The organism is Phyllobacterium sp. SB3 (genome assembly GCF_040009165.1).
In the GTDB taxonomy this organism is placed as follows: Bacteria; Pseudomonadota; Alphaproteobacteria; order Rhizobiales; family Rhizobiaceae; genus Phyllobacterium.
The window spans coordinates 481,394-507,430 of the sequence record NZ_JBDYKI010000001.1; the positions used below are offsets into that span (position 1 = coordinate 481,394).

Here is a 26,037-nt window from a genome sequence, read left to right on the forward strand (position 1 = left end):
AATGCTTTTTGCGCTGCTATGTAACGATAAGGCTGACAGCTTGCAGCTTCGCCTTGATACAAGGACCGTGCATCTCGATTATCTGAACGGACTGGGTGACAAGCTGAAATTCGCCGGCCCCTTCCTTGGAGATGATGCCAAGCCAAATGGCAGTCTGGTTGTTGTGGAAGCTGTGGATTTGGAAGCTGCAAAACAGATTGCGGCCGATGATCCCTATGCAAAAGCTGGGCTTTTTGCGTCTGTCGATATCCGCCCATGGAACTGGGCAATCAAAAACCCGGACAACAAATAGGTTTCAACATGGCATACTGGCTGTACAAATCCGAACCTGACGCTTGGTCGTGGGAAAAGCAGAAAGCTGCAGGCGCCAAGGGTACGGAGTGGACCGGCGTACGCAACTATCTCGCCCGTAACAATATGCGGGCCATGAAGATCGGCGATAAGGGTTTTTTCTACCACTCCAATGAAGGTCTGGAAGTCGTCGGGATCGTCGAGGTTTGCGCGCTCAGCCATCCGGATTCGACGACGGATGATCCGCGTTGGGACTGCGTTGATATTCGCGCTGTCAGGGACATGCCAAAGCCTGTCACTCTCAAGGATGTCAAAGCAAATCCGAAACTGGAGAAAATGGCTCTGGTGACTTCGATGCGCCTTTCGGTTCAACCGGTGACCGAGGATGAATGGGACGAAGTTTGCCGCATGGGTGATCTTGTCCCGGCTCCAAAGTGACGATCTGTTTTGGTTGAGACCGCGCTGGACCCTGCCAGCGAACGCTACCGGCAGTTTGTGCTTGCCAATACGGTGTTGCAATCGCCGCCGCACGTTCCTGAAATCAAACTTCACCTTGCGGATGAGGCCCATGATCTCTGGCAGCGTACGGAAGACGAACTTGCCACTATCGGCCTTCCACCACCTTTCTGGGCCTTTGCCTGGGCTGGTGGACAAGGCGTTGCCCGCTACATAATTGACAATCCGCAAACAGTTGAAAACCGCTCTGTGCTTGATTTTGCTTCCGGATCGGGACTGATCGGCATTGCTGCTGCCATGGCTAATGCAGAACATGTTCTCTGCTGCGATATCGACCCGTTTGCCAAGCCTGCAATCATCCTCAATGCTGCCGCCAACGAAGTCAAAATAGACGTGCGGATAGCGGATTTGATAGGGAGTGACGAGCCTTGGGACACGATACTCGCGGGTGATATTTTTTACGATAAACCATTGGCAGATATGATCATTCCATGGTTTCATAAACTTGCCGCGCGCGGTACGGAAGTGATCGTCGGCGATCCCGGACGATCTTATTTCCCCAAAGGTATGCTGGAGCCGCTGGCAGTCTACTCGGTTCCGGTTACCCGTGTTCTGGAAGATGCCGAGATAAAGAAAACAACTGTCTGGCGTTTCCCGAGCTAACGCAGTACGCGGACAATTGTTCTGTCCGACAAATGAGGCAAGAGCCTGTTCATGTCTGCCCGGCTCAAGGCAATACAGCCTTCGGTCGGCATGTATCCCGGTCTCGCCAGATGAAAGAATATTGCACTGCCACCGGCCCTTCTGCGTGGCCGGATGTTCCAGTCCATAACGATGCAGATGTCGTACAGATTATCGTTACGCCACATGGTTTCGTGGCTGGCATTATAGGGTATTTGAACTTGGCGGTTATAATTGCGGTCATTGCTGACTTCGCACCAACCATCATTATTTTTCAACGGGTTAAGCTTTAGCAATCGCGTCGCCCTAACCCGCTTGTCTGGTCTTTTGAAGCCATAGAGGAGCCGCATGGATGCCAGTGGAGTACCACCGTCACCTTCGCGTTTTCTGGAAATTATGCCGCCTTTGCCAAGCGCGCAGCGCAAGACAATTCCACCCGCGATGAGTTGCCCCTGACTTTTATGGCCAGGCCGAGGGTGAACATCGATATATTTCAAAGAGCTTCGTGGCATGCTTGCCTCATAAAAAGCATTTTTATGGCAGACTGATGCGCCGCATAAGCAATATCAAGTCGATGCTCTTTCTTTCCTGTAGAATTCGACTTAAATTCCAACGACTTCTTTCCATCTTCGGGAGATCCAATGACAGCACGTACCATCCTAATCGTCGATGACGATGCAGACCTGCGGGCCATTCTGGTTGAACAACTGAGCCTTTACGAAGAGTTTCAGATTGTTCAGGAAGACAATGCGACCAAAGGAATTCAGGCTGCGCGCAATGGCGTTGTCGACCTGTTGATCATGGATGTCGGCTTGCCGGACATGGATGGACGAGAAGCCATCAAGCTCCTGCGCAAGGGCGGCTTCAAGGCTCCGGTTATCATGCTGACCGGCCATGATACTGATTCTGATACGATTCTCGGACTGGAGTCCGGTGCCAACGATTACGTCACCAAGCCGTTTCGCTTTGCTGTACTGCTTGCCCGTATCCGCGCGCAGCTGCGCCAGCATGAGCAGAGTGAAGACGCGACTTTCGTTGTCGGCCCTTATACATTCAAGCCCGGCCAGAAGATGCTCATCGACGCCAAGGGCGGCAAGATTCGACTGACCGAAAAGGAAGTCGCAATTATCAAGTATCTGTATCGCGCTGGCGGCAAGGTCATCACACGCGATATTCTTCTTGAAGAGGTCTGGGGATACAACTCTGGCGTGACAACTCACACGCTGGAGACGCATGTTTACAGACTTCGGCAGAAAATCGAACAGGATCCATCGAATTCAACCATACTCGTCACGGAAAGCGGGGGATACAAGCTCATTCCTTGATGCCGATCGGGTCAATCTAGGTATATGTCTGTAATTGCATGGCAATTGAAGATGATATTCGCATTCTGGAGACGGTGGGACTGTTCGGCACGTTTACGCGCGACCAGTTGCGCTTGCTTGCCTTCGGGACAGAACGCCTTGTCTTGCGGGAGGGTCGTGAACTTTACCGTGAAGGACAGTCGGCGGATTGCGCCTATGTCATTGATCGCGGTACGATTTCCCTGTTTCGGGAAGGACCTTCCGGCCGGATAGCTCTTAAAACCGTCGGGCCGGGAGCGGTCCTCGGCGAGATGGCGATTATTGCGCAAACCAAGCGGTTGACCAGTGCAATGGCCGACACGGAGACTGAAGTTATCCGCCTGAACCGCTCATTGTTTCGGCGTATTCTCGAAGAATATCCTGAAATCGCCGCTGCGTTGCACGATCAGATTTCCACTGATTTGAGCGAGATGATCGCGGAAATTTCCAAATACGAAAAACTGTTTGGCGATTAGCCAACTCGCGTGACCACAACCAAATTTCCCGCGTTGATTGCGAATTTGCTGCAAAAATCGATGGTTTTTCTGCAAGAACCTTCGATTCTTACACTGACTGACTTCAGATTACAGAAAATATCCTCCGGACTGCGATCAATCCAGATCAAACCGCGCGATCACCGGAACATGATCTGACGGACGCTCCCAACCTCGGGCTTCGCGCAGGATTGTGATGTCTCTCAAATCCGCTTCAAGGTCGGGCGAGCCCCAAATATGATCCAATCTCCGACCGCGATCCGCTGCTTGCCAATCGGCAGCCCGATAGCTCCACCAGGTGTAAATCTTCTCGGACGGCGGAATGTGGTGACGCATGAGATCGCTCCATCCACCATTCTTGCGCAGCGCCTCCAGACCTTCGGTTTCGATCGGCGTATGACTTACAACCTTCAACAACTGCTTGTGCGACCAGACGTCGGTTTCAAGCGGAGCGATGTTGAGGTCACCGACCAGCAGCGATGCATGGCCGTCGCCATAAACCGCATTCATGGCCTTCATCTCGTCGAGAAAACCCAGCTTGTGCTTGAACTTGGGATTGATCTCCGGATCGGGCTCGTCGCCGCCAGCCGGAACGTAGAAATTATGGATACGCATCCGCTTCGAGCCAGCAGTCACGACTGTGCTCAAATGACGGCAATCGGCGATATCGCAAAATCCGACACGCGCAGGTTCTGTCAAAGGGCGGCGCGAAAGGGTGGCAACCCCGTGATAACCCTTCTGGCCACTGATCTCGATATGCTCGTAACCAGCCATATGAAAAGCTTCACGCGGAAACAGATCATCGGGGCATTTGGTTTCCTGCAGGCACAACACGTCCGGCTGATAATCGCGTAGGAATTGCAGGACGAGCGGCAAGCGCAAGCGCACCGAATTGATGTTCCAGGTAGCTACAGAAAAAGGCATGGAAAGAAAGTCTCGCGGGTGATGGGTGAGCCGCAAGACTAGAGCAAGTTAAGGATTATTGAAACCGGATATCTTATTTCCGGCAAAACTGTCCTTGGCTTATTTGCCCCTCATCGCGATACGCGTGTAATCGATCTTGAACATGTCCTTGGCGAAACGTACGCCGGTTCGGACATTGGTAATCATCACCGTCGTATCGAGGCCTTGCGCATCGGTAATGGTCCATTGACGCAGTTCAAACGTCTTGGGGTCGAACATCATGGTGATGGTCGAATTACCGAAGATCGATTTGTCGCCGAGAACGATTGTCGTCATGTCCGGCTCTTCTTTGACCGATTTGACTGTATTGCCAGTCAGATTGATCTGGTCGCTCAAAAGAAGTTTCAATGGCGTTTTCGACAGGGGAACGAGATCCCATGTATCGAGCTTACGATTATTGATGACGACTGAATCGCCATCCGAGATAACGCGAATTGGCGACGGCTTATTGTAGTTGAAGCGAATCTTGCCCGGACGCTCGATATAGAAAGTTCCTTCAGTCTGTTCACCCCGAGGGCCGAACTGAACAAAGTCACCAGTCAGGGTCTTCACGCTGGAGAATTGATTGGCAATCTGCTGAGCCGCACCCGGCGCCGCATTCTGCGCCATTGCGGGTGCTGTGAGGAGGCCCATGCCAATAATCGAAGCAGCTACGACGCGCCGGGCGAATGGGCCTGCAACGCCAAATAATGCTGTCATGGTTCTCATGGGTGTAGAGTCTCCTGTCATCTTGTCTTAGGCCTACTCGATCAGTTTGGCTTGAGTGTGGCCAAGAAACGGCGGGCTGCGTAAACTGGTTCCACGATTTCGTCACGTAACAACCGCAAACACATATAGGAACGGGACCTGCCCAGTTCCATAACGCTCGTAACAACCCGTTACGTTACGTTCAAATTTTCAGGCAATTACAAGCTGTTAGTTGCCATTGCCTGAATCTAGAAGTCATCATCCTGCGTCGGCACCAATATCTCGCGTTTGCCCGCATGGTTGGCCGGACCGACAAGCCCCTCCTCTTCCATGCGCTCAATAATCGAAGCAGCACGATTGTAACCAATGCCAAGGCGACGCTGGATGTAACTTGTCGAGGCCTTCTTGTCGCGTAGGACGACTGCAACAGCCTGATCATATGGATCATCGGAATCCTCAAGATTGGAGGTTCCGGCAGGTCCGCCGCCGCTGTCATCCTCGTCATCTTCCTCGGTGATGGAATCGAGATATTCCGGCACACCCTGCATCTTGAGATGCTGAACGATTTTTTCGACTTCATCGTCGCCAACGAATGGCCCATGCACGCGCTGAATACGTCCGCCACCCGCCATGTAAAGCATATCGCCCATGCCAAGCAGCTGCTCACCACCCTGCTCACCAAGAATGGTACGCGAATCGATCTTGGAAGTAACCTGGAAGGAAATACGCGTCGGGAAGTTCGCTTTGATCGTACCCGTGATAACATCCACTGACGGACGCTGCGTCGCCATGATCACATGGATACCGGCGGCACGAGCCATCTGTGCCAGACGCTGCACCGCACCTTCAATATCCTTGCCGGCAACCATCATGAGGTCGGCCATTTCGTCGATGATGACGACGATGTATGGCATTGCAGTCAAATCGAGTTCTTCGGTCTCATAAACAGCTTCGCCGGTTGCGCGATCAAATCCGGTCTGCACTGTGCGGGCAATACGTTCACCCTTTTGCCGCGCCTGCTCGACCCGCTGGTTGAAGCCGTCAATATTGCGGACACCGACCTTCGACATCTTGCGGTAGCGGTCTTCCATCTCCTTGACGGTCCATTTCAGTGCTACGACTGCTTTCTTGGGATCAGTCACAACAGGCGTCAGCAGATGCGGAATGCCGTCATAGATGGAGAGTTCCAGCATTTTCGGATCGATCATGATCAGGCGGCACTGTTCCGGCGTCATCCGGTAGACCAACGACAGGATCATCGTGTTGATGGCAACGGATTTCCCCGAACCAGTCGTACCCGCGACCAGCAAATGCGGCATCTTGGCAAGATCGGCAATGACAGGCTCGCCATTGATCGTCTTGCCCAGCGCCAGCGCCAGCTTGGTCTTCGTCTGCTCAAAATCGCGGCTGGCCAGCAACTCACGCAAATAAACCATTTCGCGTGTCTGGTTCGGCAATTCGATACCGATGGCATTGCGGCCGGGGACAACGGCAACGCGGGCGGCTATAGCGCTCATCGATCGGGCGATGTCATCTGCCAGGGTAATAACGCGGGATGATTTGATACCCGGAGCAGGCTCCAGCTCATAAAGCGTTACGACCGGTCCTGGGCGAACATGAATGATTTCGCCCCGTACGCCGAAGTCTTCCAATACGCCTTCGAGCAACCGCGCATTCTGTTCCAATGCCTCTTTGGAGAGGCTCGGATTGCGCACCACATTCTTCGGCTCGCTCAGGAAGTGCAGCGGCGGCATTTCAAAACCATCGGATTTGATCAATGAAGCCTGAGCTTCGCGCTGAATACGGACACCGGCCTTGGGTGCCGGAGCCGGCGTTGAAACACGAGCGGCTGGTTTTGCGGCCGGGCGTGCCGGCGCAGCTTGCGGTGCCCAATCATCGACGGCCTCGTCTTCATCACTGAAGGCTACCGGATCGAAACGATCACTCTGGTCATCAAAGTCATCATCGATCTCAATCGAAGGCGCTTCAATGCGCGGTGATTCATTATAGAAGCCCGGCTCGCGGCGTTCACCGCCATTACCGGCCTTCTGGCGCGATACCGGAATGTCATCAAAGCCATCCTCATGGCGGGCACCAAGACTACGGGCACTGTTATACATTCCAGCGCCACGGCCAAACAAACGCCGGAACAAGGCACGTGTACTGAAAAAGAAATGCGTAATGGCACCGAGCGCCAGAAGACCACCGCCTTCACGCTCGTCATCTTCGTCCTCGTCGTCGTCAAAGTCATCCGGCTCGGCCACATGACGTTTCGTCTTCTTGGCTACAGCAGGCTCGCTGCCGCGATAGGTAAGGCCGCTTGCGAAGGCAAATATCCATAAAGTCGGGACAGCAAGAACAGCCACCAGGATCATGGCAAGCCCGCCCCGCGGGAAAGTTCCGGTGAAGATCGCAGGTATCTTGAGAACCATATCGCCAAGCACGCCGCCAAGACCGATAGGCATTGGCCAGCTTTCCGGAATGGCAAAACAACCGGCCATGGCCGCTGCGAGCAGCGACGCACAGAACCATGCAACCGTGCGGCGCGCCATACGGTCAACGCCGCGACCTGTCATGAATAGCCCACCCCAGAATACGGCCGGCATCAGCGCAACAACCGTCGACAGGCCAAAAAACTGCATTCCAAGGTCTGAAAATACTGCTCCGGCATAGCCCAGAGCATTTTGAGTGGGATTGGATGTGGCGTGGCTGAAGCTTGGATCAAGCACATTCCAGGTTGCCAGACTGCCGATAGCAAGCGCGACAAGGCAAAGAATTGCCAGGCCGATCAGGATGTTTATCTGCCTGCGGAACAGGTTATAAAAACCTGTCCTGTCGTCGTCGATGGCATAAGAGGCTGAATATCCTTGACGCATGAAATCCGGTCCCACGTGAATCTATGCCCTGTGGCTGTGCATTCCACGGAGCTGATTCCAAACTTACCGGCTGGATGGTTAAGGGGCCATTAACCATGGGTGATGTGGGGGAAATTAGCTGGATGGTACCAGAGCCTCATAGAAGACTGTCCCATAAGTCACAGAATTTTTAGATCCTCGGGTCAAGCCCGAGGAGGACGGAGAAGGAGGTGTTTTATGATAACGGAGAGACTGGGGCAGTTAAGGCGGGAGGTTGTGAAGGCGGTCGGGTCCAGAGATGTGTTTGTGCAGCGCGCGCCTTGAAAGCCGGAGAGATAACAAGGCGTAACCAACATCACTCCTTCTCACACGGGGCTGCGCGGTAAGCTCGTCGGGTAAATTCAACCGGGGTCAAAGCCAAGCGTAACATTGTTGCAATGTTGAAGCATAATTTCTGTGTCTCCAAAAAATGGAGATGGCTTTGACTACAACAATTTTCCGTTCGATTCAGTTTGCCGTCATTGGCAGCCTGATGATCACTACTGTGCCCGCTGGCGCACAACAGCAATATCCCACCGGCAGCTATCAAGTTGCCCAATGGGATGGCAACAGGTCTTGTCGCGATTCCGATCGTTGGGATCGCGAACGGTGCTGGCGGCAGAAAGACAGGTGGCGTGACGAGAGAAAGCGCGAAGAAAGAAAACGCGACCACCGACGCGAAAAGAAAAATAAAGATGCCGCTATCGCTGCCGGAATTGTGGGGCTGACACTCGGCGCTTTGGCGGTAGGGGCAGCAAGCCAGGCAAAGAAACGCGATGCGGATCGTGAACGGCATGCCCGCTGCTACAGCCGCTATAGCAACTACGACGAGAGATCAGGTACATTTATAGGGCGCGACGGGCAAAGGTATCGTTGCCGGTAAAAATATCCGAAACTTTCATGGATAACATCCAACCTATAACAGAAAAGGCCCGGTAAACCGGGCCTTTTGAGTTTTCGTAAGGAAGCTATCAATTGTGGTAGGCAGCTTCGCCGTGGGAGGTGAGATCGAGACCGATGGACTCGTTCTCTGCAGTCGGGCGGAGACCGACAACAACATCCACGATCTTGTAGAGGATGAAGGAACCGATGCCGCTCCATGCAATGGTAACAGCGATCGCCTTGATCTGTATAAAGACCTGGCTGCCCATTGTCAGACCTTCCGCATAGCCCACACCACCAAGGGCTGAACTTGCAAAGATGCCCGTTCCAATAGCACCGACAATGCCGCCAATACCATGCACGCCGAACACATCAAGGCTGTCATCATAGCCCAGCTTCGGCTTGATAACTGCAACCATGTAGTAGCAGATCGCGCTGGCGACAGCGCCAAGGACGATTGCACCGACCGGGCCAACAGCACCGGCAGCAGGTGTTACTGCCACAAGACCCGCGACAATGCCCGATGCAGCACCCAGCATGGACGCCGTCTTGCGTGAGAGCGCTTCAATGACCACCCAGGCGATGATCGCGCCTGCTGTAGCAGTAAAGGTGTTGATCATTGCAAGAGCCGCTGTGCCGTTGGCTTCAAGCGCGGAGCCTGCGTTGAAGCCGAACCAGCCAACCCAGAGAATTGCAGCGCCAATCATGGTGAGTGGCATGGAATGCGGAGCCATCATATCACGGCCAAGACCTGCACGTTTGCCGATAACGATAGCACCGACCAGACCTGCAATACCTGCATTGATATGAACGACTGTACCGCCAGCGAAATCAAGCGCACCCCAATTGTAGATCAGGCCATTTGAGTCCCAGACCATGTGAGCGATCGGGAAGTAGATGAAAGTAACCCAGAGAGCCACGAACAGGATGGTCGCTGAGAACTTGATGCGCTCTGCAAAGGCGCCAACGATAAGCGCCGGTGTGATGCAGGCAAATGTCATCTGGAAGGAGATGAAGACATATTCAGGGATCGAGCCTGATACGGTATCGGGGCCAATGCCCGAAAGGAAGACCTTGCCCAGACCACCCCAATAAGCGCTCTCGCTTCCACCAAAAGCAAAAGAGTAACCATAGACAACCCAGATGACCATGACGACGGCGGTAATGCCCGTGCACTGCATGAGAACGGAAAGAACATTCTTGGCGCGGACCAGACCGCCATAGAACAGGGCAAGACCCGGAAGAATCATGAACAGGACGAGAATGGTTGCAACCATCATCCAGGCGGTATCGCCCTTGTCGGCCACTGCGGCGACTGCTTCTGCAGCTTCAGGCGCAGCGGGCGCTGCTTCCTGTGCGAATGCGGCCAGCGAGCCGAATGCGGTCAAAGCCAGCGACCCCAGAAGGGTGCTGCCTGCCGCTGTTGTCAATCTGCTTGGAATTTTCATTATGCTCTCCTTGAACCCCAAATAACTCACAGCGCTTCGGTGTCGGTCTCGCCCGTACGGATACGGACTGCCTGCTCGATGCTGAGAACGAAAATCTTGCCGTCGCCGATCTGGCCGGTCTTGGCGGCGGCAGTGATGGCCTCGACGGCGGTATCGACGAGATCCGACGCGACAGCGACTTCCACTTTCAATTTCGGAAGAAAGCTGACGGCATATTCCGCGCCACGATAAATCTCGGTGTGTCCCTTTTGGCGGCCATAACCCTTCACCTCGGTGACGGTCAGGCCCTGGATGCCGACAGCGGTGAGTGCTTCGCGCACTTCGTCCAGCTTGAACGGCTTGATGATGGCCATCACAATTTTCATTGACTATACCCCTGCGCTTTGCGCGGTGCCCGTCAGATGGAATTATCTGAACTCTCAGCAACCGCGTTGAACCCATCGCCTCAGGCCGCAAGGCCCTTAGTGACTGAGAAGGAGTATTCAAGTTCCGTGCCAGATTCGAAAATTACTTCTAATACTTTGAATTTAAATGGATATTTTTTATATGAGCTTCCAAATTTATATGCAGTGCAGCAATATGCCTAAAATTTAGGCGAATAGCGAAGACTGTTCAAGTTTCACTCGGTACTATGCACACGAATTAGGCCCTCCTGCGCAGTAGAGGCGATTAAAGTGCCGTCTCGGCTATAAAGTGCGCCACGGTTAAAGCCGCGAGCGCCAGAAGTGCTGGGGCTGTCGGCCGTATAGAGCATCCAGTCATCGAAGCTGAAAGGCCGATGGAACCACATGGCATGATCAAGACTCGCCACCTGCAAATCGCGATCGAAAATATTGCGGCCATGGGCATAGAGTGAGGTGTCGAGCAGGGTCATATCCGAAAGATAGGCAAGTACCGCAGCCTGTATGGCGCGATCCTCCGGCACGGGGCCTGTCGCTTTTATCCAGACGCTTTGCTCTGGCGGAAGCTTGTCGCGTGTCAAGTAATGCCGAAGTGAAAGCGGCTTGATCTCAATTGGCCGGTCCTGCTCCCAATATTGCCGGATGATCTTTGGCGCATTTTGCAGGTACTGTTCTTTCATATCCTTGTCGGAGATGAGGCTTTCCGGCGCGGCAATGTCCAATGGCTTTGGCTTTTGATGCTCCAGCCCCTCTTCCTCAATCTGGAATGAAGCTTCCAGAGAAAAGATGGCATGGCCATGCTGTATGGCAACGACGCGGCGCGTCGTGAAACTTGAGCCGTCGCGGATGCGATCGACTTCATAGATAATCGGCACCTTTGGATCACCAGCACGCATGAAATAGCCGTGCAGCGAGTGCACATGCCGGAGCGGGTCCACTGTCCGCTGCGCTGCAACCAATGCCTGCCCGATAACCTGGCCGCCGAAAACCCGCTGCCAGCCAACTTGCGGGCTGCGACCTCTAAACAGGTTGTGTTCAAGCGTCTCAAGGTCGAGTATGGACAAAAGCTCAGTCATTGCTGTTGACTTGGGCGCTTCAGACATGATCGACAAATCTCCTGTTCATCCGTGTCATCGCTTGCAACAGGAACAGGCCGACAAGTCAAGTATAGTCAACCCGGAGACCATCATGAACGCACCCCGCACAGACATCATCATCGCCGGTGCAGGTTATGTCGGCATGGCGACTGCAGTTGCGCTGAAGTCATCAGCGCCGCATCTGGGCGTCACTGTTATCGATGCCGCGCCTGCCGGCGTCTGGCGCAATGATACGCGTGCCTCAGCCATCGCAGCTGCCGCAAGCCGCATGCTTGATCGCCTCGGTTGCTGGCAGTCAATTCTCCCGGATGCCCAGCCCATCAATGAAATGATTGTCACCGATTCGCGTACTGCCGATCCTGTGCGGCCTGTATTCCTGACTTTCGACGGCGAAATCGAACCGGGCGAACCGTTTGCTCATATGGTCGAGAACCGCGCTCTCAACGCCTCGCTTCGCGACAAGGCTGACGCGCTGGGTATTGTTTTTATCGAAGGCGCGCCGGTGCATGGTTTCGATCAGGGCGATAATAGCCTGACCGTGCGCTATGGCGAGGACAAGTCTTTGCAGGCCCGCCTGCTGATAGCGGCGGATGGCGTAAAGTCGCGCTTGCGTGACATGGCGGGTATCAAGACCGTGAACTGGGAGTATGGCCAGTCCGGAATCGTATGCACAGTTGCACATGAGCGCCCGCATAATGGCCGCGCCGAAGAACATTTCCTGCCTGCCGGTCCATTTGCTGTGCTGCCGCTGAAAGGCAACCGTTCTTCGCTGGTCTGGACGGAACGTACCGCCGATGCAGACCGCTTGATCAAGGAAGACGATTTCGTCTTCGATGCAGAGCTTGAACAGCGATTCGGCCTGAAGCTTGGCGAACTGCGTGTCGAGGGTGCCCGCAAAGCTTTCCCGCTCGGCCTGACACTGGCGCGCGATTTCATCAAGCCACGTTTTGCGCTTGTCGGCGATGCGGCCCACGGCATTCACCCTATTGCCGGACAAGGGCTGAACCTCGGCTTCAAGGATGCGGCAGCCATTGCTGAAACAATTGTCGATGCAGATCGCCTTGGCCTCGACATTGGCTCTATTGCAGTTCTGGAGCGCTACCAGACATGGCGCCGTTTCGATACGGTACAGATGGGCGTGACCACAGACGTGCTCAACCGCCTGTTCTCGAATGACAACGTACCTGTCCGCGCCTTGCGCGATTTCGGACTTGGTCTTGTCGAACGCATGCCGCGGCTTAAAGGATTCTTCATCCGTCAAGCCGCCGGACTATCACCGTCTGCCCCGAAGCTGCTGCAGGGGCAGTCTATCTGATCCTTGGCTGTTAGTCGGTCTGGCGTAAATTATCCCGCAATGTCGTGCCGGTATAAGCGGTCCGGTAGCGGCCACGTCTTTGCAATTCCGGCACCACCAGATCGACGAATTCCTCAAAGCAGCCGGGTGTATAGGTGGCCAGCAACATGAAGCCATCTGCACCACCGCGATCCATAAAATCCTCCAGCTGATCGGCAATGTCGGCTGGCGTACCTACCAGCGCAGGCATGGAGAAACGCAGGGAATAGGTTTGAGCTGCCTCACCAATGGTCACGGTTTTTCCGGCCCCAGATTCCACCAGAGCATCCTTCACACCTTGAATGCCGGGAACCGCAATATCGGCGAGAGGCCGGTCTGGATCATACTGCGAGAAATCCACACCAAGCTGACCGGAGATCATCGCGAGCGATCCTTCCTTCGGCACCAGTGAGCGGATGAACTCGTACTTTTCTTCCGCCTCAGCGCGCGTTTCTCCCACTACAACCTGAACGCCATAGATGAGTTTGACGCTGTTGGCAGGACGGGAAAACCGCGTCACGAGCCGATTTTTGAGGTCTTCGCTATAGGCACGCATACGCTCAACCGTCGGGTGGATAGCAAAGATTGCTTCAGCATGTTCCGCCGCAAAATCACGGCCCGCATCGGACGAACCTGCCTGCCACAAGACCGGGTTTCCTTGCGGAGATGGAGACACGAAATGGCGGGCGCGGCATTTGAAGAATGGCCCGTCATGGTTGATTTCACGTACCTTTGACGGATCGGCATAAACACCGCTCACCTTGTCGGCAACGATTGCACCCTCATCCCAAGAGGACCAAAGCTTTTTGCAGAGATCGATATAGTCGTGAAGCCGCTCATAGCGCAGCGAGCGATCTGGCATTGTAGAGCCATAAGCATCCCACTCGCTCTTCGAATAGGAACTGACAATATTCCACGCAAGACGTCCGCCGGTTAGATGGTCCAAGCTCGAAAGCCGACGCGACATTGAATAAGGATGCTCGAATGCAGTTGAAAGCGTCACGCCAATCCCAAGGTTGCGCGTAGCACCTGCTATTACCGGCACAATGGTCGATGGTTCGTGCGTTGGAAATTGCACGGCATATTTTACAGTCGTATCCGAACTATCCGCATAGGTATTATAAGGCGCAAGTTCATCGGCAATGAATATTGCATCGAACAGGCCTCGTTCCAGCGTCTGTCCCAAATGATGCCAGTAGGGAGGGGATGCATAATCCCAACCCACCTTATCTTTTGGATGCCGCCACATGCCTGTCGCATGGCTGCTGACCCCATGCTGTATGAAGCCCAAAAAATGGGCTTTCTTCTTGGTCATATCAATCACCGCTTATGGAGGCCAATGCCTCGAAAATGAATATTCTGAAATTGCTGGCTGGCAGTTCAGGACGGTCGCTTCTCGATGAAGAAAGCGAGTGCAGTCCCAGCGGCCGTGACCAGCACCAGTAAAGGTCCCGCATAGATAAAGCGATAATCATAACCGATCCCTGCAATGACAAAGATCGACAGTGAGAAGACTATAGCTATGCTTGCCCAATGACCGTTCTCCGGCATTTGTCCGGCCGGTTTCGTGGAGCGTATCGCGGCGATAGCGTTGTGCACGCCGCGAATGAAACCAAAGGTGAAGAAAATGCTGACGGCAACGCCAAGGACAATAATGATAAGTGAAATAGCGGACATAGCTTCTCTCCTTACAATACCGGCTGTGAAGCAGATCTGGTGATAACATGCGCAGGTTCGCCCGGCACACCTGCCTCGCTTAAAAAGCCGGCTTCCCGCAGGGATGAAAAGTCAAATCGCACTGGCTTGAACGCAGCAGCAATGACAACCGCGAGGCCGCTGATGCTGACAATCGAGAGCGTCCCGATAAGGTCGCCGTAATATTGGCGGATGGGCATACCGATCAGGATGGCGAGAACGATACCGCCAACAAAACCAACGGTGTTTGTCCTTGGCCACAAGATTGCCAGCACCAACGGAAGCAGGATTGAAGATTTCAACGCATAGGTGGTCAGGACAAGCGTTGTGAAATCAACACCGGAAAGGACGATGGCGAGGGCAATAAATCCACCTGCCAGAATCGACAGTTTGGTAATGACGAACAGCGTCTTTTCCGATGTTGCCGGCGAAACACGCTTCACGATGTCCACTGCAACAATGGAAGACAGAGCAGCACTGGCTCCATCAATGGTTGAATAGCAGGCAGCTAGAATGACCAATGCGTAGATAACAATTACGAATATTGGCAATCCAAGATGGGCGATGAGATACGGGCCAATCGCGGCACTGTCGCCGCCAATTTCCGGTAGCGTGATGCCATAGGCGATGCCGATGAGACCGAGCATGCCAAGGCAAATCGGGATCGGGTAAAACAAGGCGCCGGACCACAGGAATGTTTTGTTCACATATTCCGGACGCAAGGCCCACGCTTTTTGCCAGAATGTCTGATCCGCAATTGCCGCAGCAAAAATACCAAAAGCCAAGGTGATACCAAACCCGGCAGCAGCTTCAGGGCGCAATACAGATAGATTTTCAGCGCCTGCTGCACCAACCTGTTCCATGACCGCTGCGGCACCGCCCGGAACCTTATCAAAGGCCAGAGACACGATGATCGCCGCCGGTACAGTGATCATCAGCAGGTTGATGGTTCCTGTCATGACGCTGGTCCACAGGCCGCCAAAATAGGAATAGACCAATACCGAGAGCATGCCCACAAGTGCGGCAATGGCCCAATCCGTGCCGAATATGGTCGACATGACCACAGATGTACCCTTGAGGTTGATCAGCAATTCCAGAATGATACCGAAGATCATTGTGGCAGTGACGATTCCGGTCGCCACATTGGATCGATTGAACCGATGGCGTACAAATTCGGAGATGGTATATCCATTTGGCATCTGGCGGCGCAGCACCCGCGTAAATGGGATCAAAAGCATGATCGCCAGTCCGTTTGGCACAACGAACCAGAACAGCCCGGACAGGCCCCATTGAAAGGTCATTGCGGATGTCATCATGACCGCCATCGACCACGTCCAGACGGAGATGACTGAACCGACACCAAAGCCGAAGCCGATCTTTCTGTCAGATATAATGAAATCATGCGTATTGCGCACGAGTTTGGCACGTACAATGAGTGCTATTATAAGAGAGCCCAGACCCAATCCGATCATAAGAGCGTAGCCAAGGGCGGGCGTTAATCCGGGCGTTAAAGCCAGAGTCGATTTATCCATTAAAAAATTCCAATAAAAATAGGTTCGCTAAAAATTTCTTGTAAAATAACCAATATGGCGGGGTTGGCTTGGGATAAAAATCCAAACGCACCTGACTTTAAGAAAAAACCAATCAAAAATTGCATTGAGATGCAAAGGATCGTTTCGCCAGTGGATACGGCCACTGAAGGATAATCAATATGTATCCGGTTGTAGAGCAAGCATAACTAGCCTGCTCTACAAAAATCGCACCTAAAGGGCGCGCGGATATTTCCGGTAGATCGCGTCGATTTCAGACAGAAGTTCAGGCGAAAGCTCCAGATCAGCTGCCCCAATATCCGTCTTCAAATGATCCATGGAAGTCGCTCCAATGATCACCGAAGTCATGAATGGCCGGGTAAGTGCGAAAGCGATTGCCATTTGCGCAACATCAAGCCCATGCTTGCCTGCCAATTCCACATAGGCGCGAACCGCAGGCTCTGAGTGCTCATTATTGCGCCACAGGCCGCCGGTCTGGATCGCGCCGCGTGTTCCAGCCGGAACCTTACCATCCAGATATTTGCCAGTGAGCACGCCCGAGGCAAGTGAGGAATAGGCGAGCAGGCCGACATCCTCATGGTGACTGAGTTCTGCCAGATCGAGATCGAAAACGCGCTGGATGAGACTGTATTCGTTTTGAACGGAGACAACGCGCGGAAGATCGCTGCGCTCTGCCAGTTTCAACCATTGGCCAATGCCCCACGCAGTTTCGTTGGACAGGCCGATCTGCCTGATCTTGCCTTCCTTGACCATATCGCCAAGGCCAAGCAGCGCATCCTCGATCTGGTCCAGAACCTGCGTCTGGTTTTGCGTATGCGGGGCATATTTCCACGCAGAGCCGAAATGATAATGACCCCGCGCCGCATAATGCACCTGATAGAGGTCGATATAATCGGTCTGCAGGCGCCTGAGGCTGCCTTCGACAGCTTCACGCACGCTTGCGCGGCTTGGCTTGCTGGCATCACGAATCCAGCTTTGACCACCGCCCGAAATTTTCGTTGCCAGAACGAAACGATCACGCTTGCCTGACTTTTTGAACCAGCTGCCAATATAGTCTTCGGTCTTGCCATAGGTTTCGGGGCTGGAAGGGATGGCATAGACCTCCGCCGTATCCATGAAATTGACGCCGGCATCCAGAGCGTAGTCAATCTGGTTGTGAGCGTCGGCTTCGGTGTTCTGTACGCCCCAGGTCATCGTGCCGAGGCAAATTTCCGTGACGTCAATATCCGTCCGGCCAAGTTTCTTCAGTTTCAAGGGATGATTCCTATCTGGATTGATCAGTCGATTTCGAGGCCAAGCTTTTGCTTGAGCTTTTTCACGCGCTGGCCATAAGTGGGGGAAACGGCAACGGCGGCAGCGGCCCTGCCTACCATATCAATCAATTCACGTTTTTCCGCATCGTTCAACCGCTGACGCAGGAATGGCGAAGTTTTTTCGATGACAGTGACTGTATCGTCGATCTGGCCGGTCGCCCATTTTGCATAGATGACGGCCTCGTCTGCCTTCTCCGGATCGCTGATATCAATGATCGCATCCCGAACCGCTTCATAGTGACTGTCGGTAACCGGTGTGTCTTCTGAAATGATCGCGAAAATGACAGTCGCTGCAGCAAGAACCGGATCATCGATCGCCGTTAATGGCGAGTGCTCGTGCTGCAGGCGGATCTTTCTGCGGCGCAGATAGCCGCGAGCTTTACCAGCCGTATCAATCACATCGCTGGCAGCGCTTCCCAGGGTACGCACCCTGTACCACCAGAAAAGACCGCCGCCAATAATCCCAAGCAACGCCAGAAGAATATGCATCAACAACCCCCGTTTGATTTTTCCCTTCTACAGAGGAGAAATCCATTTGTATATTCCACCGATATGCGAGACCGTCATGGACCTGATACGGAACACTGGCAGAGATCGTACGTTATCGTAGGTACACAAACATGACGTACGGACAACACACATCTTAACGAGGGAGAGATACTCATGGACAGACAAGCCACGGCAATCTGGCAGGGCGCATTGAAGGACGGCAAAGGAACGCTGGACACGCAAAGCGGCGCGTTGAAAGGTCTTCCCTACAACTTCAAGGCGCGCTTCGAGGATGAAAGCGGTACATCCGGTACCAATCCGGAAGAACTTCTGGCCGCTGCCCACGCGGGTTGCTTTGCCATGCAGCTTTCGCACTTCCTGGCCGAGAACGGCACACCGGCAGCAAATCTCGATGCCAAGGCTGTTGTCACCGTAAGCCCTGCGGCAGGTGGCGGATTCGAGATCACCAAAAGCGCCCTGACGCTGGTTGGTGATGTTCCGGGCATAGATGCAGAGACTTTTGCCAAGCTTGCAGATCAGGCTAAGGCAACCTGCCCGCTGTCAAAAGCACTCGGCGCCATTGACGTGACGCTGGACGCCAAGCTGGCTTGAGCTAACTCGATCAAAGCAGCAAAAAGCCCACCATGACAGGTGGGCTTTTTGCTCTTTGTAATACAGAACCAACGCGTCAGGTTAAACGCGGCGCTCCACCATCATCTTCTTGATCTCGGCAATTGCCTTGGCAGGGTTGAGACCCTTGGGGCAGGTTTGCGCGCAGTTCATGATCGTATGGCAGCGGTAGAGCCGGAACGGGTCTTCCAGATTATCCAAACGTTCGCCCTTGGCTTCATCACGGCTGTCGATCAGCCAGCGATAGGCCTGAAGCAGAACAGCAGGGCCGAGATAGCGATCGCCATTCCACCAATAGCTTGGGCAGGATGTCGAGCAGCAGGCGCACAGAATGCACTCATAAAGGCCATCAAGCTTGGCGCGATCTTCATGGCTTTGCAGCCATTCCTTTGCAGGCTCCGGCGAAACGGTTTTCAGCCAAGGCTCGATTGAACGGTGCTGCGCATAGAAATTCGACAGGTCCGGCACCAGATCCTTGACCACCGGCAGATGCGGCAGCGGATAGATTTTCACCGCGCCCTTGATCTCATCCATACCCTTGGTGCAGGCGAGCGTATTGGTGCCGTCAATATTCATGGCGCATGAACCACAGATGCCTTCACGGCACGAACGGCGCAAAGTCAGCGTCGGGTCGATCTTGTTCTTGATCCACAGGAGGCCATCGAGAACCATCGGGCCGCAATCGTCCAGATCGACATAATAAGTGTCGATACGGGGATTTTCGCCATCATCCGGCGACCAGCGGTAAATCCGGTATTCGCGCAGATTGTTGGCGCCTGCCGGACGGTCCCAGGTCTTGCCGGGCTGCATCTTCGAATTCTTCGGAAGTGCAAGTTCAACCATAATGTTCTGGTCCTTTATAACGATTCTCAGACTGGATCAGTGAACCGCTTTCTCTCTTTTGTTCTTCGCAGCCAGAAGCCGCTTTTAGTACACACGCGCTTTCGGCGCGATCTTGGCGAGGCTAATACCGCCATCCTCTTCCTTGACCAGCGGATCAAGGTGGACGGGACGATACGCCAACGTTACTTCACCTTCCGGCGTAAGCCATGCCAGGCTGTGCTTGCGCCAATTGACATCATCGCGGCTGGGGAAATCCTCGTGCGCATGCGCGCCGCGGCTTTCCTTGCGGGCTTCTGCCGCGACAACAGTCGTCAAGGCATTCGCCATCAGATTTTCCAATTCCAGTGTTTCCACCAGATCGGAATTCCAGATCATCGACCTGTCCGTCACCTTGACGTCAGGCAGTTCGCTCCAGATCTTTTCCATGCGCTCGACACCGGATTTCAGCGAGTCCGAGGTGCGGAACACGGCCGCATCTTCCTGCATGGTCTTTTGCATCTTTTCGCGAAGCACGGCTGTTGGCGTGCCCCCATCGGCATGACGCAGGCGATCAAAGCGATCCATGATCTTCGTAACCGAAGCCTCGTTGATCTCCGGAATCTTCGAGTTGCGGTCGATCACCTGACCGGCACGAATGGCGGCAGCGCGGCCGAACACCACGAGATCGATCAGCGAATTGGAACCGAGACGATTGGCACCATGTACGGAAGCGCAACCGGCTTCCCCCACAGCCATGAGGCCGGGCTGGATACGGTCCGGATCTTCCGGCGTAGGATTAAGCGCTTCACCCCAATAATTGGTTGGAATACCGCCCATATTGTAATGAACGGTCGGCAAGACCGGGATCGGCTCGCGTGTCAAATCAACGCCTGCGAAAATCTTCGCGGATTCGGAAATGCCGGGAAGGCGCTCATGCAGAACGGCAGGATCAAGATGATCCAGATGCAGGAAGATGTGATCCTTATTCTTGCCAACCCCGCGGCCTTCGCGGATTTCCAGCGTCATGCAGCGTGAAACCACGTCACGCGAAGCCAGATCCTTGGCTGAAGGCGCATAACGCTCCATGAAGCGTTCGCCTTCGGAATTGACCAGATAGCCACCCTCGCCGCGCGCACCTTCAGTGATCAGGCATCCAGCACCATAAATGCCGGTTGGATGGAACTGCACGAATTCCATATCCTGAAGCGGGAGGCCGGCGCGGGAAACCATGCCGCCGCCATCGCCAGTGCAGGTATGGGCCGAAGTTGCAGAGAAATAAGAGCGGCCATAACCACCCGTCGCCATGACCACCATTTTGGCGGCAAAGCGGTGGATCGTGCCGTCATCAAGATTCCATGCGACAACACCGGTAATCGTGCCGTCTTCATCCTGAATGAGGTCAAGCGCGAAATACTCGATGAAGAACTGCGCGTTGTGGCGCAGGGACTGGCCATAGAGTGTGTGCAAAATGGCGTGGCCGGTACGGTCAGCCGCGGCGCAAGTGCGCTGCACGGGCGGACCATCGCCGTAGTTCATCATGTGGCCGCCGAATGGGCGCTGATAAATCTTGCCCTCTTCGGTACGGGAGAAAGGCACGCCGTAATGCTCAAGCTCATAGACCGCAGCAGGGGCCTCGCGGGCCAGATATTCCATCGCGTCGGTGTCGCCGAGCCAGTCGGAACCCTTGACCGTATCGAACATGTGCCACTGCCAGGAGTCTGCGCCCATATTGCTGAGCGAGGCGGCAATACCACCCTGCGCCGCAACCGTATGCGAGCGCGTTGGAAAAACCTTGGTAATGCAGGCTGTCTTCAAACCCTGCTCCGCCATGCCGAGCGTAGCGCGAAGGCCGGCGCCGCCAGCGCCAACGACAACCACATCGAACTTGTGGTCAACGAAGGTGTAAGGCTTTGCGGCTTTGTTTTCTGTAGTTGCCATAATAGAGCTTAAACTCCGAAACTCAGCTTGAGGATCGCAAAAAGAGACACAACACCAACCGCGATTGTGAAGAAGGTATTGAGCATGATGCAGGCAAGCTTTGCGCCTTCACCATGCACGTAATCCTCAATGACCACCTGCATCCCAAGACGCATATGGTATAGGCCGGACAAAAGTACCAGAATAAGAACCAGCGCCGTCAGCGGGTGTGACAATGCTGCCCGGGTTTCCTCGTAGCTTGCGCCATGCAACGATACGATCAGCCCGATGAAAAACAGCATTAGAGGAATGTTGGCGACTGCCGTGAGACGCTGGCGCCAGAAATGCTCGGTGCCTTCCTTCGCAGAACCCAATCCGCGAACCTTGGCAAGCGGCGTGCGCATATCAGCCATGGTATAGCTCCCTACGCGAGTGTGAATACGGCGACCCAGACAAGGATCGTCAGCAGAACGGAAGCAATGAGCGATGCCCATGCCATTTTGGTGGTGGTGTCTTTTTCCAGACCGCGCCCTGTATCCCAGATCAGGTGACGGATGCCGCCGATCATGTGGTGGATAAGCGCCCAAGTATAACCGAGCAGCACGAGAAGGCCGATCCATGAGCCGTAGACCATGGCAACAATGTCAAATTGCTGCTGGCTCGTTGCAGTCGCGATCAACCACCATGCAACCAGCAGTGTGCCGAAATAAAGCGCGCAGCCTGTAATGCGGTGGACAATGGACATAACCATGGTCGGGATTGGTTTATAGATTTGCAAGTGAGGCGACAAAGGCCGGTTTGCATGCAAATTAGTTTTGCTCATAGCGTCCCCAATGAGAATCGCCGCGCCTTAGGGTGGGAAAAAGACGGGCAGGGCCGAAGGCTGGATGGAGCCAATTTAGAAGGGTTTTAATGCGGTTTTTGCACTGCGTCAAAGCCCCATTCAGAACCCTCATGCGGCGAATTGGCTCTAATAGCAAGATAATAAGGTTTTTGTATAAAATTCAATCGTTTAAACAGCCTGAACAGCCCTTTGAAGGGTAAAAACAGCGATCAAAATAATGTCAGAAATAGTTGAGTGAGTCTGTCCAGATTTACTGCCCGATCATTTGCCATGGTCCCGGCATTACAAGTTCATCTGCGACGCCGGGAGTCGCTCGCAGGTTGGAGCAACTCCCTGATCGTTGCGGAGACTACTGATTACCGAAACGGATGACGAAACTCGTCCAGTCTGCGGCCGCAGCCACCTGCTCATAGAGTTTGCGCCCGTCTTCCGGTACACGCGGTGCATTGAGCGACAGTTTGGTCCAGCCGCGCTCTTCCGCCTTGTCGGCCAGTACATCGATCAAAGCCTTGGCAATTCCTTTGCCGCGATGATCATGATGCACGTAAATATGATCGACCTGCCCCGCACGCATGCCCGATACAGGCTCAGGCAGATCGTAGAAAATGACGAAGCCAACAAGATTGCCGTCAAGTCTTGCCCCGGCAATTTCCGCTGCGCGGTCACGCAAGAGGTTTTCGGCGTAATAATCATCGGGGCGGCGAGGTGCGCCGCGCTTCAGCGCCTGCGCATAGCTGGCAAGCAGCGGCGCGAATTCATGCGCATCGTTCAAATGCAGCAGGGAAATATCAATTGCATGTTCGTCTGCGGCTTTTTTGGTCATAATCGCTTCCGTCCCTTTATTGCTGCTTGTGCCAAGGATTGGTTGATTGTGCCGTTCACGTCAACCTTAAGGCGGAATCAAAATCGATTTGATTGCGTCGAGGCAGATGACAATCGTTAACAAATGGTTAATGCTGGCATGACGATCACCTGATTTGAGGTCTCGCCATGTTTCGTACATCGCTTTTCATTCTGGCCGCACTCGGAAGCCTGTCGGGCGCAGCGCTCGCCGATAATGGCACTTATGGCGATGAATATGGCAATGTCATCATGCATCAGGCTGGCGGGCCAAAGATCATCTTTGTCGGATCGAGAGCTGCCAAGTCTGACGTGATCGGACAAGAGGTCAGACGCAATACCCCGGTCTACAAGCGGGTCAGTGGACCATCGGTCATCTATCCCGCTGCTGATCCTTTGGTCGTGGGTGTCATTCCCGCTCCGAACACAAACTGCGATGCGCCTATCGTCATCAAGGGCCTGAGCTATCGCTATGGTCTGGATCGAAACGAGATAGCAATTCTCGAACATCCGGGCTGTCCCGACTGACGAATCCGAGATTTGATTTGCCTCCAACTGGCCGCGCCTGTATGGGACCGGCTCACTTGAGAGGTATTGATTATGGCACGACGTTCCGGCGGCGCCCTCGTTCTGTTTTCCGGCGGTCAGGATTCAACTACCTGCCTAGCCTGGGCTCTGTCGCATTTCGACCGCGTGGAAACCGTGGGTTTCGACTATGGCCAACGCCACAGGATCGAACTTGAAGTTCGCAAGGACTTCCGGGCGGCATTGATAGCTCAGTTTCCGGAGTGGACAGTGCGGCTCGGCGAAGATCATATGCTTGATGCCGGAATAGTTGGTCAGCTCGGCAGTTCCGCCATGACCGATGATATCGCCATTGAAATGGCGGAAAATGGCCTGCCCAATACGTTTGTCCCCGGCCGCAATCTGCTGTTCTTTACACTGGCTGCAGCACTGGCTTATCGCCGAGGCTTGCGTGTGATTGTCGGGGGAATGTGCGAAACCGATTATTCCGGCTACCCCGATTGCCGCGACGACACGTTGAAGGCCCAGCAAGTGGCGCTGTCGCTTGGACTTGATCGCCGGATCACAATCGAAACGCCGCTCATGTGGCTGGACAAGGCAGAAACCTTTGCGCTTGCGGAAGAGCTTGGGGGCGAGCCGCTTCTCGACATGATCGTTGAAAACAGCCACACCTGCTATCTCGGCGACCGAAGCAAGCGCCATGAATGGGGCTATGGTTGCGGCACATGCCCGGCCTGTGAACTGCGATCGTCCGGCTGGCAGAAGTTCAAGGCGGAGGCCGTGTGACCTACGCCGTCAAGGAAATATACCTGACCCTGCAAGGCGAAGGCAATCACACCGGACGCGCTGCTGTGTTCATGCGCTTTGCCGGGTGCAATTTGTGGACCGGACGGGAACAGGACCGGGCGACTGCCACTTGCCAGTTTTGCGATACTGATTTTGTCGGTGTTAACGGTCCGGGCGGCGGCAAATTCAAGACGGCTGACGCCTTGGCAGATGCAGTTGCCTCCGCATGGCCGCAGGGCGGCGGCGGCACGCCCTATGTCATCTGCACCGGCGGCGAACCTTTGCTGCAGCTTGATGAACCTCTCATAAAAGCCTTCCATGCACGAGGGTTTGAAGTAGGAATCGAGACGAATGGCACACTTGAGGCTCCAGCCGGAATTGACTGGATATGCGTCTCTCCGAAGGCTGCTGCGCCACTTGTTCAGACCAGCGGCAATGAGCTGAAACTGGTCTTTCCGCAAAAGGAAGAAGAGACGCATCCTTCACGTTTCGAACAGCTGTCCTTCGAGCATTTCTATTTGCAACCTCTTGACGTCATCGGTGATCCGGCGCAAACCGCCGCGCATGTGGCATCTGCAGCGGCCTATTGCCTCGCACATCCGCTTTGGCGGCTGAGCACGCAGACACATAAGATGAACGGCTTACCATAGGGCAAACCCTTTCGGTGCCGTGTTTGATATTGCGGGCGCCTGTATTGCGCCAATGCGAATGGAGCACTTATGAGGATCTTCAACGAATTCACGTTTGAGGCGGCACATCATTTGCCGCATGTTTTTCCCGATGGGCACGTCAATACGCGGCTGCACGGACATAGTTTCCGTGTGCGTGTGACACTTGAAGGAAAGCCCGATGCAAGAACCGGCCTTATCGCCGATCTTGGACTGGTAGAGACTGCGTTCGGCAGCGCACGCGAAAAGCTCGACCATCGTTATCTCAATGAAATTGAAGGGCTCGAAACCCCGACGCTGGAAAACATTGCCATGTGGTTGTGGCGGCATTTCTATCCCGACCTGCCAAGCCTTGCGCAGATCGGTGTCTATCGTGATACCTGCGGTGAAGGCTGCGAGTATCAGGGCGAATACGAAACGCGGAGGGTTGCAGCATGAGCCATTATGCGGAAAGCTCAACCATGCTGGGCAAAGAGGTCAAATTCCCGCAGCATCCCGATGAAGCAATTCTTGAGGCTGTTCCCAATCCGCAGGCCGGAACCTTGTTCCTTACGCGCTTTGCCTGCCCCGAGTTCACTTCGCTATGCCCCGTAACAGGCCAGCCGGATTTTGGCCATCTGGTCATTGACTATGCGCCAAACGAAACATTGCTCGAATCCAAATCGCTGAAACTGTTTCTCGGCAGCTTCCGCAACCATGGGGCATTTCACGAGGATTGCACTGTGAGCATCGGCAAGCGCATCGTTGAGACAGTCAAGCCTCTGTGGCTGCGTATCGGCGGCTACTGGTATCCGCGCGGCGGCATTCCAATCGATGTGTTCTGGCAAACAGGCCCAATGCCTGAGGGATTGTGGCTGCCGGATCAGGGCGTACCAAGCTACCGGGGACGGTAGATTTGCGCTGATTGCATTAACATTATACGTGGTTCGACGGGGCTCACCATGAGGAAGGTTGTTGTCTGCAATCAACTAACCTTCCTCATGGTGAG

Annotated in this window: 30 protein-coding genes; 13 read left to right on the forward strand and 17 right to left on the reverse strand. The window is 54.2% G+C overall.

Features of this window, described 5'->3' with window-relative positions:
* The first annotated feature begins 1 nt into the window (after position 1).
* The 3 genes from ABKW30_RS02425 to ABKW30_RS02435 are packed head-to-tail and all read left to right on the forward strand — an operon-like array spanning position 2 to position 1,410.
* The gene (locus ABKW30_RS02425) at positions 2-292 is read left to right on the forward strand and encodes a YciI-like protein (protein WP_348596426.1); all 291 of its coding nucleotides are present in this window, start codon (positions 2-4) and stop codon (positions 290-292) included.
* Between the two features lie 8 nt (positions 293-300).
* Entirely contained in the window at positions 301-729 is a 429-nt protein-coding gene (locus ABKW30_RS02430; protein ID WP_348596427.1) for an EVE domain-containing protein, read from the forward strand.
* A 9-nt stretch (positions 730-738) separates the two neighbouring features.
* Positions 739-1,410, forward strand: a complete 672-nt coding sequence (locus ABKW30_RS02435) for a methyltransferase (protein WP_348596428.1) — start codon at positions 739-741, stop codon at positions 1,408-1,410.
* On the opposite strand, the gene ABKW30_RS02440 is transcribed toward ABKW30_RS02435, so the two are convergent.
* Positions 1,407-1,940: a L,D-transpeptidase family protein gene (locus ABKW30_RS02440; protein WP_348596429.1), complete on the reverse strand. Its 534-nt coding sequence runs from the start codon at positions 1,938-1,940 to the stop codon at positions 1,407-1,409. The two genes, ABKW30_RS02435 and ABKW30_RS02440, sit on opposite strands and share 4 nt — an antisense overlap.
* Before the next feature lie 129 nt (positions 1,941-2,069).
* Between ABKW30_RS02440 and ABKW30_RS02445 the strand changes: the two genes are divergently transcribed.
* Positions 2,070-2,753, forward strand: coding sequence for a response regulator transcription factor (locus tag ABKW30_RS02445; RefSeq protein ID WP_008122166.1), 684 nt, complete (start codon positions 2,070-2,072; stop codon positions 2,751-2,753).
* A gap of 38 nt (positions 2,754-2,791) precedes the next feature.
* Positions 2,792-3,247, forward strand: coding sequence for a cyclic nucleotide-binding domain-containing protein (locus tag ABKW30_RS02450; RefSeq protein WP_348596430.1), 456 nt, complete (start codon positions 2,792-2,794; stop codon positions 3,245-3,247).
* Positions 3,248-3,382: 135 nt separating this feature from the next.
* Here the strand turns inward: ABKW30_RS02450 and ABKW30_RS02455 are convergent, their stop codons facing one another.
* The 3 genes from ABKW30_RS02455 to ABKW30_RS02465 all read right to left on the reverse strand — a co-directional run bounded on the left by ABKW30_RS02455 (position 3,383) and on the right by ABKW30_RS02465 (position 7,791).
* On the reverse strand, positions 3,383-4,189 hold the full coding sequence (locus tag ABKW30_RS02455) for an exodeoxyribonuclease III (RefSeq protein WP_348596431.1): 807 nt from the start codon (positions 4,187-4,189) through the stop codon (positions 3,383-3,385).
* Between the two features lie 99 nt (positions 4,190-4,288).
* Positions 4,289-4,861 (reverse strand): outer membrane lipoprotein carrier protein LolA, encoded by a 573-nt coding sequence (locus ABKW30_RS02460; protein ID WP_348597580.1) that lies wholly within the window; start codon positions 4,859-4,861, stop codon positions 4,289-4,291.
* 302 nt (positions 4,862-5,163) lie between these two features.
* Positions 5,164-7,791 carry a DNA translocase FtsK gene (locus ABKW30_RS02465; RefSeq protein WP_348596432.1) on the reverse strand — a complete coding sequence of 876 codons (2,628 nt, stop codon included), beginning with the start codon at positions 7,789-7,791 and terminating at the stop codon, positions 5,164-5,166.
* A gap of 460 nt (positions 7,792-8,251) precedes the next feature.
* Here ABKW30_RS02465 and ABKW30_RS02470 point away from each other — a divergent pair, with 460 nt between their 5' ends.
* Complete coding sequence (locus tag ABKW30_RS02470) at positions 8,252-8,692, forward strand: hypothetical protein (RefSeq protein ID WP_348596433.1); 441 nt, start codon at positions 8,252-8,254, stop codon at positions 8,690-8,692.
* A gap of 88 nt (positions 8,693-8,780) precedes the next feature.
* Here the strand turns inward: ABKW30_RS02470 and ABKW30_RS02475 are convergent, their stop codons facing one another.
* From ABKW30_RS02475 to tesB, 3 genes are all read right to left on the reverse strand, one after another.
* A complete protein-coding gene (locus ABKW30_RS02475) occupies positions 8,781-10,139 on the reverse strand; it encodes an ammonium transporter (RefSeq protein ID WP_348596434.1) in 1,359 nt (452 codons plus the stop codon).
* Positions 10,140-10,165: 26 nt separating this feature from the next.
* Positions 10,166-10,504 (reverse strand): P-II family nitrogen regulator, encoded by a 339-nt coding sequence (locus ABKW30_RS02480; protein ID WP_008122182.1) that lies wholly within the window; start codon positions 10,502-10,504, stop codon positions 10,166-10,168.
* Between the two features lie 254 nt (positions 10,505-10,758).
* Positions 10,759-11,643 (reverse strand): acyl-CoA thioesterase II, encoded by an 885-nt coding sequence (gene tesB, locus ABKW30_RS02485; RefSeq protein WP_348596435.1) that lies wholly within the window; start codon positions 11,641-11,643, stop codon positions 10,759-10,761.
* Between the two features lie 85 nt (positions 11,644-11,728).
* Between tesB and ABKW30_RS02490 the strand changes: the two genes are divergently transcribed.
* Complete coding sequence (locus ABKW30_RS02490; RefSeq protein ID WP_348596436.1) at positions 11,729-12,952, forward strand: ubiquinone biosynthesis hydroxylase; 1,224 nt, start codon at positions 11,729-11,731, stop codon at positions 12,950-12,952.
* Between the two features lie 10 nt (positions 12,953-12,962).
* Here ABKW30_RS02490 and ABKW30_RS02495 read toward each other — a convergent pair whose 3' ends face one another.
* From ABKW30_RS02495 to ABKW30_RS02515, 5 genes are all read right to left on the reverse strand, one after another.
* The gene (locus ABKW30_RS02495) at positions 12,963-14,285 is read right to left on the reverse strand and encodes an LLM class flavin-dependent oxidoreductase (protein WP_348596437.1); all 1,323 of its coding nucleotides are present in this window, start codon (positions 14,283-14,285) and stop codon (positions 12,963-12,965) included.
* Between the two features lie 65 nt (positions 14,286-14,350).
* Positions 14,351-14,647 carry a hypothetical protein gene (locus tag ABKW30_RS02500; RefSeq protein WP_348596438.1) on the reverse strand — a complete coding sequence of 99 codons (297 nt, stop codon included), beginning with the start codon at positions 14,645-14,647 and terminating at the stop codon, positions 14,351-14,353.
* Between the two features lie 11 nt (positions 14,648-14,658).
* On the reverse strand, positions 14,659-16,197 hold the full coding sequence (locus ABKW30_RS02505; RefSeq protein WP_348596439.1) for a sodium:solute symporter: 1,539 nt from the start codon (positions 16,195-16,197) through the stop codon (positions 14,659-14,661).
* Between the two features lie 231 nt (positions 16,198-16,428).
* Positions 16,429-17,469: an aldo/keto reductase gene (locus ABKW30_RS02510; RefSeq protein WP_348596440.1), complete on the reverse strand. Its 1,041-nt coding sequence runs from the start codon at positions 17,467-17,469 to the stop codon at positions 16,429-16,431.
* Positions 17,470-17,492: 23 nt separating this feature from the next.
* Positions 17,493-18,017 (reverse strand): hypothetical protein, encoded by a 525-nt coding sequence (locus ABKW30_RS02515; protein ID WP_348596441.1) that lies wholly within the window; start codon positions 18,015-18,017, stop codon positions 17,493-17,495.
* Between the two features lie 174 nt (positions 18,018-18,191).
* Between ABKW30_RS02515 and ABKW30_RS02520 the strand changes: the two genes are divergently transcribed.
* Positions 18,192-18,629, forward strand: a complete 438-nt coding sequence (locus ABKW30_RS02520; RefSeq protein WP_348596442.1) for an OsmC family protein — start codon at positions 18,192-18,194, stop codon at positions 18,627-18,629.
* Positions 18,630-18,710: 81 nt separating this feature from the next.
* On the opposite strand, the gene ABKW30_RS02525 is transcribed toward ABKW30_RS02520, so the two are convergent.
* The 5 genes from ABKW30_RS02525 to ABKW30_RS02545 form a co-directional block, all read right to left on the reverse strand.
* The gene (locus ABKW30_RS02525; RefSeq protein ID WP_008122201.1) at positions 18,711-19,490 is read right to left on the reverse strand and encodes a succinate dehydrogenase iron-sulfur subunit; all 780 of its coding nucleotides are present in this window, start codon (positions 19,488-19,490) and stop codon (positions 18,711-18,713) included.
* Between the two features lie 84 nt (positions 19,491-19,574).
* A complete protein-coding gene (gene sdhA, locus ABKW30_RS02530) occupies positions 19,575-21,407 on the reverse strand; it encodes a succinate dehydrogenase flavoprotein subunit (RefSeq protein WP_348596443.1) in 1,833 nt (610 codons plus the stop codon).
* Positions 21,408-21,415: 8 nt separating this feature from the next.
* Positions 21,416-21,799, reverse strand: coding sequence for a succinate dehydrogenase, hydrophobic membrane anchor protein (gene sdhD / locus ABKW30_RS02535; protein ID WP_348596444.1), 384 nt, complete (start codon positions 21,797-21,799; stop codon positions 21,416-21,418).
* An 11-nt stretch (positions 21,800-21,810) separates the two neighbouring features.
* Positions 21,811-22,209, reverse strand: coding sequence for a succinate dehydrogenase, cytochrome b556 subunit (sdhC, locus tag ABKW30_RS02540; protein ID WP_348596445.1), 399 nt, complete (start codon positions 22,207-22,209; stop codon positions 21,811-21,813).
* A gap of 370 nt (positions 22,210-22,579) precedes the next feature.
* The gene (locus tag ABKW30_RS02545; protein ID WP_348596446.1) at positions 22,580-23,053 is read right to left on the reverse strand and encodes a GNAT family N-acetyltransferase; all 474 of its coding nucleotides are present in this window, start codon (positions 23,051-23,053) and stop codon (positions 22,580-22,582) included.
* 167 nt (positions 23,054-23,220) lie between these two features.
* Between ABKW30_RS02545 and ABKW30_RS02550 the strand changes: the two genes are divergently transcribed.
* The 5 genes from ABKW30_RS02550 (at position 23,221) to queF (ending at position 25,942) form a co-directional block, all read left to right on the forward strand.
* Positions 23,221-23,598: a hypothetical protein gene (locus tag ABKW30_RS02550; protein WP_348596447.1), complete on the forward strand. Its 378-nt coding sequence runs from the start codon at positions 23,221-23,223 to the stop codon at positions 23,596-23,598.
* 72 nt (positions 23,599-23,670) lie between these two features.
* Positions 23,671-24,381, forward strand: coding sequence for a 7-cyano-7-deazaguanine synthase QueC (queC, locus tag ABKW30_RS02555; protein WP_348596448.1), 711 nt, complete (start codon positions 23,671-23,673; stop codon positions 24,379-24,381).
* Complete coding sequence (gene queE, locus ABKW30_RS02560; protein ID WP_348596449.1) at positions 24,378-25,031, forward strand: 7-carboxy-7-deazaguanine synthase; 654 nt, start codon at positions 24,378-24,380, stop codon at positions 25,029-25,031. Before queC ends, queE begins: the two co-directional genes overlap by 4 nt.
* A 69-nt stretch (positions 25,032-25,100) precedes the next feature.
* Positions 25,101-25,487: a 6-carboxytetrahydropterin synthase gene (locus ABKW30_RS02565; RefSeq protein WP_348596450.1), complete on the forward strand. Its 387-nt coding sequence runs from the start codon at positions 25,101-25,103 to the stop codon at positions 25,485-25,487.
* Positions 25,484-25,942: a preQ(1) synthase gene (gene queF / locus ABKW30_RS02570; protein WP_348596451.1), complete on the forward strand. Its 459-nt coding sequence runs from the start codon at positions 25,484-25,486 to the stop codon at positions 25,940-25,942. Before ABKW30_RS02565 ends, queF begins: the two co-directional genes overlap by 4 nt.
* Positions 25,943-26,037 lie beyond the last annotated feature (95 nt).